14 protein-coding genes are annotated in these 15,340 nt (G+C 45.4%); all 14 read left to right on the forward strand.

Annotated elements, in window-relative coordinates; genetic code table 11:
• The first annotated feature begins 248 nt into the window (after positions 1-248).
• The 14 genes from spoIID (at position 249) to ABNN70_RS05135 (ending at position 15,338) form a co-directional block, all read left to right on the forward strand.
• Complete coding sequence (gene spoIID / locus ABNN70_RS05070) at positions 249-1,250, forward strand: stage II sporulation protein D (protein WP_353948938.1); 1,002 nt, start codon at positions 249-251, stop codon at positions 1,248-1,250.
• 346 nt (positions 1,251-1,596) lie between these two features.
• Positions 1,597-2,478, forward strand: coding sequence for a M23 family metallopeptidase (locus ABNN70_RS05075; RefSeq protein WP_353948939.1), 882 nt, complete (start codon positions 1,597-1,599; stop codon positions 2,476-2,478).
• Between the two features lie 284 nt (positions 2,479-2,762).
• On the forward strand, positions 2,763-3,212 hold the full coding sequence (locus ABNN70_RS05080; protein ID WP_129928615.1) for an Lrp/AsnC family transcriptional regulator: 450 nt from the start codon (positions 2,763-2,765) through the stop codon (positions 3,210-3,212).
• 272 nt (positions 3,213-3,484) lie between these two features.
• The gene (locus ABNN70_RS05085) at positions 3,485-5,092 is read left to right on the forward strand and encodes a gamma-glutamyltransferase family protein (protein ID WP_353948940.1); all 1,608 of its coding nucleotides are present in this window, start codon (positions 3,485-3,487) and stop codon (positions 5,090-5,092) included.
• Between the two features lie 74 nt (positions 5,093-5,166).
• On the forward strand, positions 5,167-6,708 hold the full coding sequence (locus ABNN70_RS05090; RefSeq protein WP_353948941.1) for an ABC transporter substrate-binding protein: 1,542 nt from the start codon (positions 5,167-5,169) through the stop codon (positions 6,706-6,708).
• Positions 6,709-6,725: 17 nt separating this feature from the next.
• On the forward strand, positions 6,726-7,682 hold the full coding sequence (locus tag ABNN70_RS05095) for an ABC transporter permease (protein WP_353948942.1): 957 nt from the start codon (positions 6,726-6,728) through the stop codon (positions 7,680-7,682).
• The gene (locus ABNN70_RS05100) at positions 7,682-8,587 is read left to right on the forward strand and encodes an ABC transporter permease (protein WP_129928384.1); all 906 of its coding nucleotides are present in this window, start codon (positions 7,682-7,684) and stop codon (positions 8,585-8,587) included. The genes ABNN70_RS05095 and ABNN70_RS05100 overlap by 1 nt, the downstream gene beginning before the upstream one ends.
• Before the next feature lie 13 nt (positions 8,588-8,600).
• The gene (locus ABNN70_RS05105; RefSeq protein ID WP_129928383.1) at positions 8,601-9,593 is read left to right on the forward strand and encodes an ABC transporter ATP-binding protein; all 993 of its coding nucleotides are present in this window, start codon (positions 8,601-8,603) and stop codon (positions 9,591-9,593) included.
• On the forward strand, positions 9,584-10,570 hold the full coding sequence (locus ABNN70_RS05110; RefSeq protein ID WP_353948943.1) for a dipeptide ABC transporter ATP-binding protein: 987 nt from the start codon (positions 9,584-9,586) through the stop codon (positions 10,568-10,570). Before ABNN70_RS05105 ends, ABNN70_RS05110 begins: the two co-directional genes overlap by 10 nt.
• Positions 10,571-10,719: 149 nt before the next feature.
• Positions 10,720-11,301 (forward strand): chromate transporter, encoded by a 582-nt coding sequence (locus ABNN70_RS05115; RefSeq protein WP_353949383.1) that lies wholly within the window; start codon positions 10,720-10,722, stop codon positions 11,299-11,301.
• Positions 11,298-11,831 (forward strand): chromate transporter, encoded by a 534-nt coding sequence (locus tag ABNN70_RS05120; protein ID WP_353948944.1) that lies wholly within the window; start codon positions 11,298-11,300, stop codon positions 11,829-11,831. The genes ABNN70_RS05115 and ABNN70_RS05120 overlap by 4 nt, the downstream gene beginning before the upstream one ends.
• Positions 11,832-12,641: 810 nt before the next feature.
• A complete protein-coding gene (locus tag ABNN70_RS05125) occupies positions 12,642-13,688 on the forward strand; it encodes an ABC transporter substrate-binding protein (protein WP_353948945.1) in 1,047 nt (348 codons plus the stop codon).
• Between the two features lie 23 nt (positions 13,689-13,711).
• Complete coding sequence (locus tag ABNN70_RS05130; RefSeq protein ID WP_353948946.1) at positions 13,712-14,515, forward strand: ABC transporter permease; 804 nt, start codon at positions 13,712-13,714, stop codon at positions 14,513-14,515.
• 37 nt (positions 14,516-14,552) lie between these two features.
• The gene (locus ABNN70_RS05135) at positions 14,553-15,338 is read left to right on the forward strand and encodes an ABC transporter ATP-binding protein (protein WP_353948947.1); all 786 of its coding nucleotides are present in this window, start codon (positions 14,553-14,555) and stop codon (positions 15,336-15,338) included.
• Positions 15,339-15,340: the final 2 nt, after the last annotated feature.

Here is a 15,340-nt window from a genome sequence, read left to right on the forward strand (position 1 = left end):
CCTGTCCCGCGAAAAAAAGCATAACCTGATAAAACGGAACATATCATGAACGCGGAACGTCAGGAGGCGGAATGGGCGGGTTGAAAAAAACCACTGCGCTCAATGAGGATTGTATGTCATTTGAATTTTTTTATACCCTTTTCATGACAGACCGGCGGGTTCTGTCTTCCGGTAAACAGGCATAGGATATCTAAAGAAAAGCTGGTGTTTCTTACAGCGGAACAAAATCCGACCACCGGAGGAGACCCATGAAAAAAATCGCCACACTGCTTATCATCTGCGCACTCGCCGTACTGATCATTCCTTCCGCGGTCGTCCTGCCCTTCTCCGGTCAATCGAAAGAACAGGTTCAGGACATTGCTGCCTCTCCGGCCAGCCGGTCCACAGAATCACAGACGGTGGCCCGGCCGCCGGCCATTACGGTTTCCGTTGTCCGTTCGGAAACAAAACATACGGAGCGCATCGTGCTCGATGATTATCTGATCGGTGTCGTCGGCTCGGAAATGCCGCCAAAATTCCGCCTGGAAGCTCTGAAAGCACAGGCGCTCGCCGCCCGCACCTACATCATGGCCCGGATCATGGATAATCCGGAGGCGAAGGTAAGCGACACGGTGGCCAATCAGGTGTACCACAGCACGGCAGAATTGAAACGCCTGTGGGGTAAGGATTACGCCTGGAAAATAAAAAAAGTGAAGCAGGCGGTCAGCGAAACGGAGAATCAGGTCATTACTTATCAGGGGAAACTGATTTCGCCTGTTTTTTTCTCAACAGCCAACGGCCGGACGGAAAACGCCAAAGATTACTGGTCGGGAGACGTTCCCTATCTGAGGTCTGTTGCAAGTCCCTGGGATCAGCTGTCGCCGAAATTTCACAATGAGAAAAAATTAAGCGTTGCCGAAGTGGAGCAGGCACTCGGCGTTTCACTGGGAAAACGCAATGCCGGGAAAACGCTTGAAAAAACAGAGACAGGTCGGGTGGCCCGATATCAGATTGGCGGCAAAACCTTCACAGGCCGGCAGATCCGGGAGAAGCTCCGGCTGAGCTCGACTGACTTCACCCTGAAAAGAAAAGGGAATACGGTGACAGCGCGTACCGTCGGCAGCGGGCATGGCGTCGGCATGAGCCAGTATGGGGCGGAAGGGATGGCCCGTGAAGGAAAGAAGGCCGCCCAGATCGTGACCTATTATTATCCGGGAACCCGGATCAGTAAGATGACGATTCGGCCGAAGGAGGCTCTTGTCCGGAAATAAAGTGAAACGTCAATCAGTGGGGGGGTCGACGCACAGGGACGTGCCCGTCCAGACGTTGCGACAGGGACGCCCATAGAGCGCCTCATCCGGAGTATCGACCCCCGCCAATGTGTTCGTGCAGGCGTACAGGCCGCCCTCGTTTTTAGTCTGCGCGCAATCCAAGCAAATCGTCGACCCCATCGGACTGCTGCGGGCCACCTGAGCATGCATAACCCTGGGGGTATGGCCCGCTTAGGCGGGATAAATCTCAGAAAATAGCTATTTTATCCGGCAAAAAGCAATTTTTTAAGAAAACAGGTATAGATCACCGGCAATCTGATCAGAATGATTGCTGAGGTGATATTAAGTGACAGAAAACAAAGACCAGAAGAAGCTGCAGGGAAAAGAACAGTCCGGCCTGCGCAGACTTGCCGGACGGCGATGGTTCTATCCCGCACTCTATCTGTGCGTGGCCTCTCTGATTCTGACCGGCATTCTCTTTTTTCAGATGAGAGGCGCCGATCAGGCGAAGGACACCGAAGAACAGAACCGTGTCGTTTTCAACCAGGATGATCCGTCCGCTCCGCTGAATGCGGGTGAAGAAGTCTTCGAATGGCCGGCCGCAAAAGCCGACACCGAAGTCATTCAGCCGTTCTATGATGCAGACGGGACCGAACAGGAACAGCAAGCCGCTCTCGTAAACTATGACAACACATACGCCCAAAATACAGGCATCAACATTGGTGCGAAAGATGAACAGGCTTTCGCGGTCAACGCGGCGATGAGCGGCAAAGTAACAGAAGCAAAGAAGGACAGCCTCCTCGGCTACACCGTGACACTGAAGCATAAGAACGGCGTTGAAACGCTTTACCAGAGTCTGACCTCACTCGACGTCAAACTGGGACAGGAAGTCAAGCAGGGTGAAACCCTCGGCACTGCCGGCACATCGGCATTTAACAAGCCGATGGGGGTTCACGCCCACTTCGAAATCCGTAAGAACGGCATTCCGGTAAACCCCGAAGTCTACATGGACAAGGCAGCATCGGAAGTTAAAGCAGTAACTGTCGGTGCTCAGAAGACTTCAGGTCAGCCGTCTGCCGCAGAAAAAACGAAGTTCGAAGAAAAGGCACCGGAAGCCCCGGCAAAAAAGGAAGCCCCGTCCAAATCCGAGGAAAAGGGCAAATCCGACAGCAGCAAGTCAATGGAAAACCGGTCTGAAGGCGAATCCATCGACCAGAGTGAAAACTGATCCCCTGAACACAAGTAAACACCAACATTCGGCGATACGCAGAACGCGTATCGCTTTTTTGCATTAATTCTACCAAAATGTTTGTAAATAGTTGATATCTTGACAAAAGTAAGGGATTATGTGAAAAAGGAGAGAATATACTTTCACATTGTCTTAGTTCTGTTCATGAGCAGCATAAACAAACTTACACAGCCTCAGTGCAGCCCGAGGAGGAATTGACTGTTGAATCAGGGGGCCTGGTGGATGCGGTAACATCCACTTTGCGTTCGACAGTAGAGAAGCAGATGAAACTGGATGATACAGACCGGAGAATACTGGATTGTCTGACTCAGGACGGAAGAATGTCATATGTCGACATTGGGAAAAAACTGAACCTGTCAAGAGTAGCCATTCGGGAACGTGTACATCAAATGTTAAAAGACGGAATTATCGAGAAATTCAGCGTGGTCATTAATTCTGAGCTTGCCGGGAAGACGGTATCCGCTTTTTTTGAAGTGGAATGCGAACCTGCAGCCTTGATTTCTGTAGCCAGAAAACTGGCCGGCAATCCGAGCGTCGCCAGCTGCTATCAAATGACAGGGCCGAGCATGCTGCATGTGCATGTTCTCGTTGAAGATTTCCATCAGCTGGAAAACTTCACAAATAAAGAGTTGTATTCAATGAAGGGGATAACGAGAGTAAACAGTCACATTTTGCTGCGGAGGTTCAAAAGCCGGACAGGCCTGAAACTGTAAAACCGGAACATATGGAAACCAATAAGCATGAAGGGAAAGGTCCAAAGTTCAGCAGGGCTAAAAAAGCCATTATAATTTTTTGAAAAATGCATTGAATTATAGAACATAAAGTCATATAATCAGAACTAATGATTTTACATGTGTTAATATTTATGACATGTTTAATTAATAATAGACACATAATGGCATAAATTGGTTCCGTTTGTTACTTTATATGTTCTATATCCTGTCTAATAGTTAACGAAATATTATGATAAAGGAGCTTATCAGGGATGTTTGATTTTGAGTATCAGCCATTTTCCTCAAGAAGAGCACCGGTTTTCGGAAATAAAGGAATGGTGGCAACAGCTCAGCCGCTTGCTGCACAGGCCGGCCTCGATATCCTTAAAAAAGGAGGTAACGCGATCGATGCAGCAATAGCGACAGCAGCCTGTCTGACCGTTGTTGAACCCACCTCCAATGGGATCGGAAGTGATGCATTCGCTCTGATTTGGACAAAGGGGAAGCTCCATGGATTAAATGCCAGCGGGGTTGCTCCAGAGTCGATCTCAATCGATGCGATCAAACGGAGAGGATACAATTCAATGCCCGCACACGGATTCGAACCGGTCATGGTCCCCGGCGCTCCCTCAGCATGGGCAGCCTGTTCGGCTAAATTTGGCAGACTGCCATTGACGGAGGTGTTAAAACCTGCCATCGAATACGCAAGGAAGGGTTATCCACTCTCGGCAGGTCTCGCGAAGTATTGGAATATCTCTTATAAAAAATTTAAAGCGTCTTTTCACAATAAGATGTTTGAGCCCTGGTTCAGGACTTTTGCGCCGGATGGACGGGCACCGAAAGCGGGCGAATTATGGCGTTCCCCCGATCATGCACGGACACTTGAATGCATAGCGGAGACCGGGGCAGAAGCTTTTTACAAAGGCGAACTTGCCGAGAAAATAGACAAATTTTCAAGAGAAAACGGCGGCTTCATCCGAAAATCCGATCTGGAAAACTATCATCCGGACTGGGTCGATCCCGTTTCCATCAATTATCGAGGGTATGATGTCTGGGAATTGCCGCCGAACGGACAGGGAATTGTGGCACTGATCGCCTTAAACATTCTGAAAAAATTGAACTATCCGGATCAGAATTTAATAGAAACATACCACAAACAAATAGAAGCACTGAAACTTGCTTTTTCAGACGGGAAAAAATATATCACCGACCCACGTGACATGCACGATGAAGTCTCCGCGTTACTGGCAGACGAATATGCTCTTGCCCGCAGCAAACGGATAGGAAGCGATGCCCTGGAGCCTCTGCCCGGTACCTTACCCAAAGGGGGAACTGTTTATCTCGCTGCAGCTGACGGCGAAGGCAACATGGTTTCGTATATTCAGAGTAATTACATGGGCTTCGGCTCCGGACTGGTCGTTCCCGGGACCGGCATCGCCCTGCAGAACCGGGGCCATACCTTTTCCCTGAACCCTGATGACGCGAACGCGCTGGCCCCGGGGAAGAAAACCTATCATACAATTATACCCGGCTTTCTGACCAGAGATGGTGAAGCTGTCGGCCCGTTCGGTGTCATGGGCGGGTTCATGCAGCCCCAGGGCCACCTGCAGGTACTCACCAACACCATTGATTTTCACCTGCACCCGCAGGCGGCACTCGACGCGCCCAGATGGCAATGGATGAGCGGAAAAACCATTCTGGTTGAGCCGACTTTTCCCAACCCTATTGCTCAGGCACTGGCAAGACGGGGACACGATATCAGAGTAGCCACCGATTCCGGATCGTTTGGGCGCGGCCAGATCATCTGGCGCAACAATCAGACCGGCGTGCTCGTCGGTGGCACTGAATCCCGGGCGGACGGGGTGGTAGCCGCCTGGTGATGTCCGGCATGCAGTCATTAAGTTTTTAATTTTCAGATTACCCATGCAATTCATATACAGGGAGGATCAACAGTATGAGATTAAGACTGAAAAGTTTCCTTATTTTATCATTAACTTTCCTGCTTGTCATCGTTTCAGGATGTGGAAGCAACAATGGCGATAATGGAGAGTCTGCAACCGGCACAACAAAAAAACAACTGGTCATTGGACTGGACAATGATCCGCCGCAGCTTGATCCGCAAAAATCATCGGCGGCAGTTGACAGACAGGTTTATCAGAGTATTTACAATTCACTGGTAGACATTGATGAAAACGGGAAAATCGTACCTGAGCTGGCAACCAGCTGGAAAATATCAAAAGACGGAAAGACTTATACATTTGATCTGAGAAAAGATGTTAAATTTCATGATGGAACAGCGTTTAATGCGGAAGCTGTAAAGTTCAACTTTGAAAGAGAACTTGACCCGAAAATGGCTTCTCCGAGACTTTCAGAAATTGGATTAATCAGCAAAGTAACAGTGCTCGATGATTACAGAGTTCAGTTAACGTTGAAGCAACCCTTCTCGCCGCTTCTGGCTATTTTAACAGACCGTTCGGGTATGATGCTCTCGCCCACAGCAGTTAAAAAAGAGGGGGAAAACTTCTCAAACCATCCAGTCGGAACAGGTCCTTATCAGTTCGTTGAACGAGTTAAACAGGATCATATTACGGTTAAAGCATTCAAAGATTACTGGGGCGGCAAGCCGAAAACACCAACGATTGTCTATCGTCCGTTCGCCGATGGCAACGTGAGATTAACAAACCTGACTTCAGGTAACCTGGACCTTGTGAATACTGTTGACTACAAAGATATTGATACAGTTAAGAAAAATTCAAATCTCAAAATCGATGAAAAAGATGCCATCGGGTTCCAGGGGCTTGTGTTGAATGTGCATCGAGCACCGCTGGATAATGTAAAAGTACGTCAGGCAATTAATTTGGCCATCGACCGTAAATCTATAGCAAAGGTTATTTTCCATAATTATGTAACCCCGGCAACGAGTCCGATTCCAGCGGGAAGCTGGGCACATGACTCGAGTATAAAAGTACCGGACGGAGACGTGACTGAAGCGAAACAGCTTATCAAGGAATCAGGGTTGAAAAATATTCATTTCACACTGAAAATACCGTCTGGAAGCGCGCAGAATCAGCAATTGGGACAGATGATTCAATCAATGCTGAAAAACATTGGCATCACAGTCAAACTGGAAATGGTTGAATTCGGTACGATGATTCAGCAGGGAATAGAACATAATTTTGATGCGATCAACATCGGCTGGAGCGGCAGAATTGATCCGGATGGAACAATATACTCCTGGTTCATAACAAATGGCGGAAATAACGATATGGGTTACTCAAATCCACAGGTGGATAAATGGCTGAACCAGGCGCGTTCGGTTACTTCTCAGAAGGAACGCACACAACTCTACCATAAAATTTCACAACAGTTGTGGAAAGACGCGCCATACATTTCTATCTATTATCCGAATGACTTTAAAGCGATGAAGAAGAACGTTGATGGATTTGTACATTATCCGGATACAATGATTCGTCCTGATACCATTTCATCTAAATAACAGCGGGGAGGACGACTATGTTATATTACATCGCGCGACGCTTCTTTCTGATGGTAGTGATCTTGTTTCTTGTAAGCATCATGGTTTTTGCCCTGATAAATGTTATTCCAGGTGACCCGGCAGTTCTCATGCTGGGTCAGGAAGCTACTCCGGAAGCGCTCGCTGCTTTACGTCAAAACCTTGGTCTTAATGATCCACTTTTTATCCAGTATCTGCATTGGGTCGGCGGTGTTCTTCAGGGAAATCTTGGCTACTCCCTGGCCGATCACACGCCAGTAACAGATATCTTGTTAAGTAAAATTCCTGTTACTGTCGAGCTGACGATACTTGCTTTCGTTCTGGCTATTGTCATTGCTGTACCGGTGGGGATCATTAGTGCGGTTCACAAAGGTACAGTATGGGATTATCTGACAACAGTATTTGCTCTTTCAGGGGTATCCATCCCTGCATTCTGGCTGGGCATTCTGCTTATCTACCTTTTGTCGGTGACATTGGGGTGGCTGCCTCCATCGGGATATGTTCCTTTCGGTGATAATCCGGCGAGGAACCTGGTGCTGATGATTATGCCCTCCATTGCACTTGGCATCCGATTGTCTGCACAGCTGACGAGAATGTTGCGTTCCAGTCTGCTTGAAGTGATGCAGGCAGATTATATCAGAACGGGGTTTGCGAAAGGTCTGCTTGAACGGGCGGTTGTTTTTCAACATGCATTGCGGAATGCCATGCTGCCTGTTCTGACTGTCGCCGGTCTTGAACTATCATCATTTCTTGGTGGTGCTGTAATTACGGAAACAATATTTGCTGTCCCCGGCTTGGGTCAACTCATCGTTAATGCGATTCTGACAAGGGATTTCCCGGTTGTACAGGGTGCTATCCTGTTTATGGCCTTTGCAGTAGTCTTCGTTAACTTCATAGTAGATATAGCCTATTCCCTGCTTGATCCCAGAATCAGTCTGGGAGGTGCATCTAAATAATGGGCAAACCTTTACTGAATAATGAACATGTCGAGAATCATATTACTCAGAAGACTGAGGAAATAAAGCGAAAACGAACCGGACATTTCTCAAAGTTATTGAATAATAAGCTTGCGGTATTCGGCGGGATATTTGTTTCTATTTTGATTATTATGGCAGTTTTTGCGCCACTAATCGCGCCTTTTGATCCGACAAAGCAGAATTATGCCCAGGCGTTGCAGCCACCATCTGCGGATCATTGGTTTGGAACAGATACTTTAGGAAGAGATTTGCTGTCAAGAATTATATTCGGAGCCCAGGTATCATTAAAAGCCGGGCTGATATCTGTTGGAATTGCTTTACTTATCGGTATTCCACTGGGGGTTCTGTCAGGATATTTCAGGGGATTCTGGGATGAGTTTATCATTATGAGACTGACTGATGCGATGCTGGCTTTTCCATCACTTGTTCTCGCACTCACTATTGCAGCGGTCCTTGGGCCAAGCTTGAGCCACGCAATGATGGCCATTGGACTTGTGTTTACACCATACTTTATTCGACTGGCACGTGGTGAGGTGCTTTCACAAAGAGAACGGGAATATGTTATAGCAGCAAGAGCATCAGGATTACGAAACTTTTCGATTATGCTCAGACACATTTTTCCCAATATACTTGGTCCGCTTATCGTACAGGCCACTTTGAACGTTGCCGCGGCTATCATAGCTGAAGCTTCATTAAGCTATCTGGGGTTAGGGACACAACCACCGACACCGAGCTGGGGAGCTATGCTTGCCGAAGGGCAGGGATATATTTCACAGGCACCGTGGATATCAATCTTTCCAGGCTTGTTTATCTTCCTGGCTGTCATTTCCATCAATGTATTTGGAGACGGAATCCATGACTGGTTAGATCCGAAGCTAAAGTAATCGAGGTGCGGGTATGAATAATATTTTGACTGTTGACCATTTAAATATTGGTTTTAAGCAAAGCTATGGACGGACTTCGGTCATAGATGACATAAGTTTTGTGCTAGAAGAAGGCCAGACGTTATGTATTGTTGGTGAATCTGGTTGCGGAAAAAGTTTGACATCTCTTGCTATTATGGGACTGCTTCCCAGTGGCGGTAAAATTATTAATGGACATATTCTGTATAAGGGCAAGGACATAAGCCGTCAGGGTCAAAAAGAGTTAAGTAAAATTCGCGGTAAAGAAATCTCAATGATTTTTCAGGAACCGATGACCGCACTAAATCCCCTGCATTCGATTGGACACCAGATCGCGGAAGTCTTACGTATCCATACCAGGATAAGTAAACATGAAGCGAAAGAGCAAACAATTCATATGCTCAAATTAGTAGGGATTCCGTCTCCGGAAAAAAGATACGGCCAATATCCTCATGAATTAAGCGGTGGAATGAGACAGAGGGTTATGATTGCTATGGCACTTATTTGTCATCCGGGTTTACTGATTGCTGATGAACCGACGACGGCACTTGATGTGACCATCCAGGCGCAAATTCTCGAATTAATTCAGAATTTAAAGGATCAGTTTAACATGTCCCTGCTTTTAATTACCCATGATTTGGGGGTAGTCTCTGAAGTAGCAGATAAAGTGATTGTGATGTATGCCGGACAAGTTGTTGAATATGGTAATACGAAACAGCTCTTTAATGATCCGAAGCATCCATATACCAAGGGGTTAATTAACTCCATTCCCAGATTGGATGAGACCAGGGAAGTGCTTCCAACAATTAAGGGCACCGTTCCGGGACCTGATGAAATGCCGAGAGGGTGCCGGTTTGTATCACGCTGTCCTTTTGCTATGGATATATGTGCCAAAGCAAAACCACCTGAATTTACAGATGGTCATGAAGTGCACTGCTGGTTGTATTCATCTAAAGTTGTGAAAGGGAGTGAATCCCCTTGTCGATAAATGCTGACGCAGTATCTTCAGAAAAACTTCTGGAAGTAAAGGATTTAAAAAAATTCTTCTATATTAAAAAAGGTCTGGCAGGTTTTCGGTACCAGACTGTAAAAGCAGTAGATGATGTTAATTTTTATGTAAATAAAGGTGAGACACTCGGCATCGTCGGAGAATCTGGTTGCGGTAAATCAACCATGGGGCGCTCAATCCTCCAGCTCCAGAAACCGACCGATGGATCAGTGAAATTTGAAGGCATAGAGCTGACAAAATTAAAGAATCATCAGATCCGTAAACTAAGAAAAGATATGCAAATGGTTTTTCAGGATCCGTTTGGTTCATTAAATCCTCGTATGACTATTGGAAGTATGCTGAAAGAAATTGTAAACACGCATCATATTGTAAATGAAAAAGACAGTAGAACATATGTGGAAAATCTGTTGGAGCAAGTCGGGTTGAAAAAAACCTATTACAACCGCTATGCCCATGAATTCAGCGGCGGGCAGAGGCAAAGGATCAGTATTGCCAGAGCACTGGCTGTGAAACCTAAAATGATTGTTTGTGATGAGGCAGTATCTGCACTGGATGTTTCGGTGCAGGCTCAGATTTTAAATCTCCTGCAAAAGCTGAAAAAAGAGTATCAGCTCACATATATTTTCATTTCCCATGACTTATCTGTGGTGAAGCATATCAGTGACCGGGTTGCCGTTATGTATCTCGGACAAATCGTTGAACTCGCAAACAAGACGGAGATTTTTGATCATCCGCTTCATCCTTATCTAAAGGCACTGTTATCAGCTATTCCCCAGGTAAATCAGACAAATCGTGAGCGGATCATTTTAAAGGGAGAAGTTCCGAGTCCGATAAATATTCCTGAAGGCTGCCGATTCCACACGCGGTGTCCTTTTGCTAAAGATATCTGCCGTAAGAAGGTTCCGTCTCTTGAACAGAAAGAATACGGGCATTGGGTTGCATGTCATTTTGTATAGTTTGAAAAAGATACTGCCTTTGATGATCATTGGGTAAAATGACAGGCAGATGATGCAATCATATAGGGGACGTGCAGAATATATTTGCTCTGTAATCAGGAGGTATTGTTATAGTGACACAGCTGGAAACAGAGAGTCAGCCTGAGCCTGTGAATAAAAGGGGTTCAGCTTCCACACGTTACACAGACATTTTCATCGCCTTTTTCCGCTCGTCGATCCTCAGTTTCGGCGGAGGGCCGTCCGGCATTCCGCTGATCGAGGCGGAAGTGGTGAAAAAATATAAATGGATGACGCTTGAGGAGTTCGGTGATCTTGTGGCGATCGCCAACGCGCTGCCCGGACCGATTAATACGAAACTGGCCGGGTACGTTGGCTGGAAGCTGAAAAGATTCGGCGGGCTGCTCACCGCTCTGATTGCGGTTGTTCTGCCGACGGTCCTGCTGCTGACCGGCCTGCTTAGTTTTCTGTCTGCCTTCCGGGATCAGCGCTGGGTCCGCGGCATGACGGAAGCTGTGCTGCCTGTCGTTGGCGTCCTGATGGCCCAGCTGACCTGGCGCTTTTTTTTCAGTGCGAAAAAGGGGCTGGGCTGGGTGATCAGTCTGATTCTGATCGCCGTCAGTTTTGTGCTGATGGAAGTGCTCCATATTCATCCGGCGATTCTGATTGCGCTGACGCTGCTTTTTGTCCTGGTTAAGCCCCAGAAAAAACAGGCGGGAGGCGGGAGTAAATGACCCTTCTCTGGCAGCTGTTCCTCGCCTTTTTTATCCCGGGGATTCTTGGCTACGGCGGCGGCCCGGCATCGATTCCGCTGATTGAAAACGAAGTCGTCAGCCGCTATCACTGGATGAGCGTCAGTGAATTCAGTAACGTTCTGGCACTTGGTAACTCACTGCCCGGACCGATTGCGACAAAAATGGCCGGCTATATCGGTTATGAAGTCGGAGGCATCCCGGGTTCGATCGTCGCCCTGCTGGCAACCGTCGGCCCTTCGCTGATTCTGCTGATTGTGCTGCTTCGCCTGCTTTACCGGTTTAAAGATTCGCCGAAGGTCAAATGGCTGACGCTCCTGATCCGTCCGATCATCGTGGTCATGCTTGGCATGATGGCCTGGGACTTTTTTTCAACGTCGCAATCAGAATCCGGCTGGCTCCCGATGATCCTGATCGGAGCCGCAAGTTTCGTGCTGATGCAGCGATTCCGGCTCCATCCGGCCTTTGTTATTGCCGGTGCCCTTCTGATCGGCGGCCTGTTCATGGGCTAAAGTTCTTCCTTTTGGGAAGAGCTTTTTTAATGGAAGCTTTGTTGAATTTCTGTGCGATGCCGAAGCATTTTGACTAAGCCGGGTGACTCGCATTGCGTGAACCAATGGCTCTATTTTATCAAAATATCCGGATTATAATCTTCCCTGTCACAATCCAAAAAAGCCAATGATTCTTAAAAGGTACTCCATTCTAATTTAATAATACAATCTATCTATCCCGGAGTGACGGCTTTTCCAGTATCTCTTTCAGGTTTTACCTTTTTTTATCGCCTGAAACTGAAGGCGATGGGCCTTTTTCACGGAATCCCAAAGCATCCCTTTGAGTCACCAGGATCTAAAATGATTTTTTATCCGATAGTTGAGTTCTTTATTTGGATTTGAGCAGGGAAACACGCGTCTCCCAATAATAAAAGAGTTTTTCATGGTCTGACCGATTTTAATTCTGAACATTCCTGGTATATTGAATCATCAAATTTAGTTCCTGCAATGCCAGTCATCTCAGATAGGACAAGGAGTAAGCCCTGTTTCTACAGTTATGTCAATCAACTGTTTAAGCATAATGAAAAATATTTCTATGAAAAGATCATTAAATGGATAAAATTTTATGTTAGATTATCTAACATACACAATTATTTTAATATTTTGATGTGTTATACTTTGGACATCAGCTGGTCTGACCGGTAATGCCGATGGAGGGATGCCGCATTATCACATTAAATGATCTTAAATCATGCAAGTTTCAATGGGGTGATCATTGAAATGATTGGCAGTTTCGGGTTTTTAAAAATATGCTGTGAAGGGAAGAGACAAATGAAAAAGAATATGATGCTCGTTATCTCCAGTATTGCAGTCATGTGCCTGTTTCTTACTGCTTGTACCGGGAATGGAGCAACAGGCAGTTCGAACGGGAATTCAGGGATAACGACTCTAAAATTAGGTTATGCAAAGTGTGCACACTGTTTGCCTATGTCGCTTACACCTCAGTATCAGGATAAAAGCAAGGTTAATATTCAGGCTACATCCTTCCAATCCGGAAATGATGTTCTGACTGCATTAACCTCAAAAAGCATAGATGTAGCACAAGTCACTTATTTACACTTTATTACAGCACTGGATCGAGGCCTGGATATTGTTGCAATTTCCGGACAGGTCAACGGTGGATCCGACATTATTGCTTCTAATAAGCTAAATTTGAAGGCAGATGACTGGGCGAGTCTTAAAACTCTGGTTAAGCAGCGAAAGGCTGACGGAAAGCCACTGAAGATTGCTGCTTCCCGTGGTAATGCACAAGATATTCATTTAAGAGGGGAGCTTCAGCTACATGGAATTAATCCCAATAAAGACATCGAATTTGTCAATATTGCCAACCCGGCAGACCATGAAGCAGCCCTTGAACGTAATGAAGTTGATTTGATATGTACTGTTGAACCGTCTGCTTCAAAAATCATTCTGGATAAGAAAGGAAAGCACTTTGCATACCCCTATAATCAGGCGGCCGGGAATTTAACAAACATTATTGTGACCAGATCTGATGTAATAAAAGATCATCCGGAAGCTGTAAAAGCTTTTGTTGAAGCAAATATGAAGGTTGTTGATAAAATTTCAGCAGATAAGGCACCATGGATTTCTGTCATTCAAAAAAATACAGGAATGAGTTCGGAAGTGAGTACCAGAGCTCTGGATAATGCATATCCGGATTACAAAATGTACAAATCTAAAACACTTGCAATAGCCAAAATGATGAAAGAACTAAAGTACATTAATACTGATGTTTCAAAAAAGGTTGAAAAGCAGATGGATTATACCATTCTGGAATCCATAACCGGGAAAAATGCATCTGAGTTGGGTGACAATTAAAAATAAGATAGGTTGGACAGATTATGAATGTATCCCAATATTTAAAAAATAATTATTACCGAATATTTGTTCCACTTCTGCTACTGATCATCTGGCAATTTGTAGCTCAGATGGGATGGATGACCAATTTGTTTCCATCACCTGTAAAAGTTGCAAGGGGTCTGGCTGACTGGGTATTTAATATTGATGGAACTGCACAGGATAAAAGCGGGAAATGGGTCTTTGATGCTTTGAATAGTACAAAGAGAGTATTGATAGGGTATTTTCTGGCAAGCCTCAGTGCAATCATTATCGGCATCTCAATAGGGTGGTCAGCAATAATTCAAAAAACTATTGAACCAACAATACAGATTTTCCGTTTTATTCCACCTGTTTCCTGGATACCTTTAGCAATCATCTGGTTTGGAATTGGTGATAATCCTGCTGTATTTCTTGTGTTCCTTGGGGCCTTTTTCCCAATTCTGATCAATACGATTCATGGAGTCAGAAGTTTAGATATCAATATCATACATGCAGCATCAATGATGGGTGCGACAACCTGGCAGAAAATCAAGTTTGTTGTTATCCCAAGTTCTTTACCTAGTATTTTCACTGGCATGAGAACGAGTCTGGGAACAGCATGGATGATTACTGTTACAGCCGAAATGATAGCAGTAAAGAGTGGTCTGGGCTATGCGCTGTGGGATTCATATTATTTTATGAGGCTGGATTTAGTCATTGCTGCCATGATAAGCATTGGAATTCTTGGCTTTTTGTCAGACTGGATTCTGAGAATAATAATCCGTCGTATCCTTCACTGGCAGCAAGATTTACTGAACAATAAATGATTTATTGTCGTAATGAAAGAAGAGGTGAAACAGAAAAATGTCCTTGTTGGCGGTTAAAAGTCTGACTAAAAGATTTGAAGATAAGAAACGGAAGAAAAGTCTTCTTACGCTGGACCAGGTGAACTTGAATGTTGAAGAAAGTGAATTCATTTGTTTGCTGGGACCAAGTGGATGTGGAAAATCGACATTACTTAATATTATTGCGGGATTTGAATCTGTATCTGAAGGCGATCTTTTCACAAAGGGTGTCAAAATTACTGGCCCTGGCGATGATCGAGGCATGGTTTTTCAACAGGCAACACTCATGCCCTGGCTGACGGTATGGGAAAACGTATCTTTCTATCTAAAAATCCAAAAAAAATCAAAGAACGAGCGAAAACAGGCAGCTCAAAAATATATTGAAATGGTTGGGCTGAAGGGCTTTGAAAATCATTATCCATATGAGTTGTCCGGCGGTATGAAACAACGTGTTGGTATTGCTCGGGCGCTGCTGATGGACCCATCAATAATTTTAATGGATGAACCTTTTGCTGCCCTTGATGCTCAAACGCGTATGACCCTTCAGGAAGAGCTCGTAAGAATCTGGCAAATCAATAAAAAAACGATCATATTTGTGACCCATAGCGTTGAAGAAGCTTTGATATTGGGAACAAGAGTCGTGGTCATGAGTGCCCGACCGGGGAGAATACGTGACATTATAGATATTTCAGATCTGAACAGACCAAGAGATACGACTTCGATTGCGTTCAATGCTCACAAAAAAACCATTTTAAATATTATCAAAGAAGAAGCAGATCATCAAAATTCAGGAATGGAAGGATAAAC

It is taken from the genome of Sporolactobacillus sp. Y61, from assembly GCF_040529185.1.
Taxonomy (GTDB): domain Bacteria; phylum Bacillota; class Bacilli; order Bacillales; family Sporolactobacillaceae; genus Sporolactobacillus.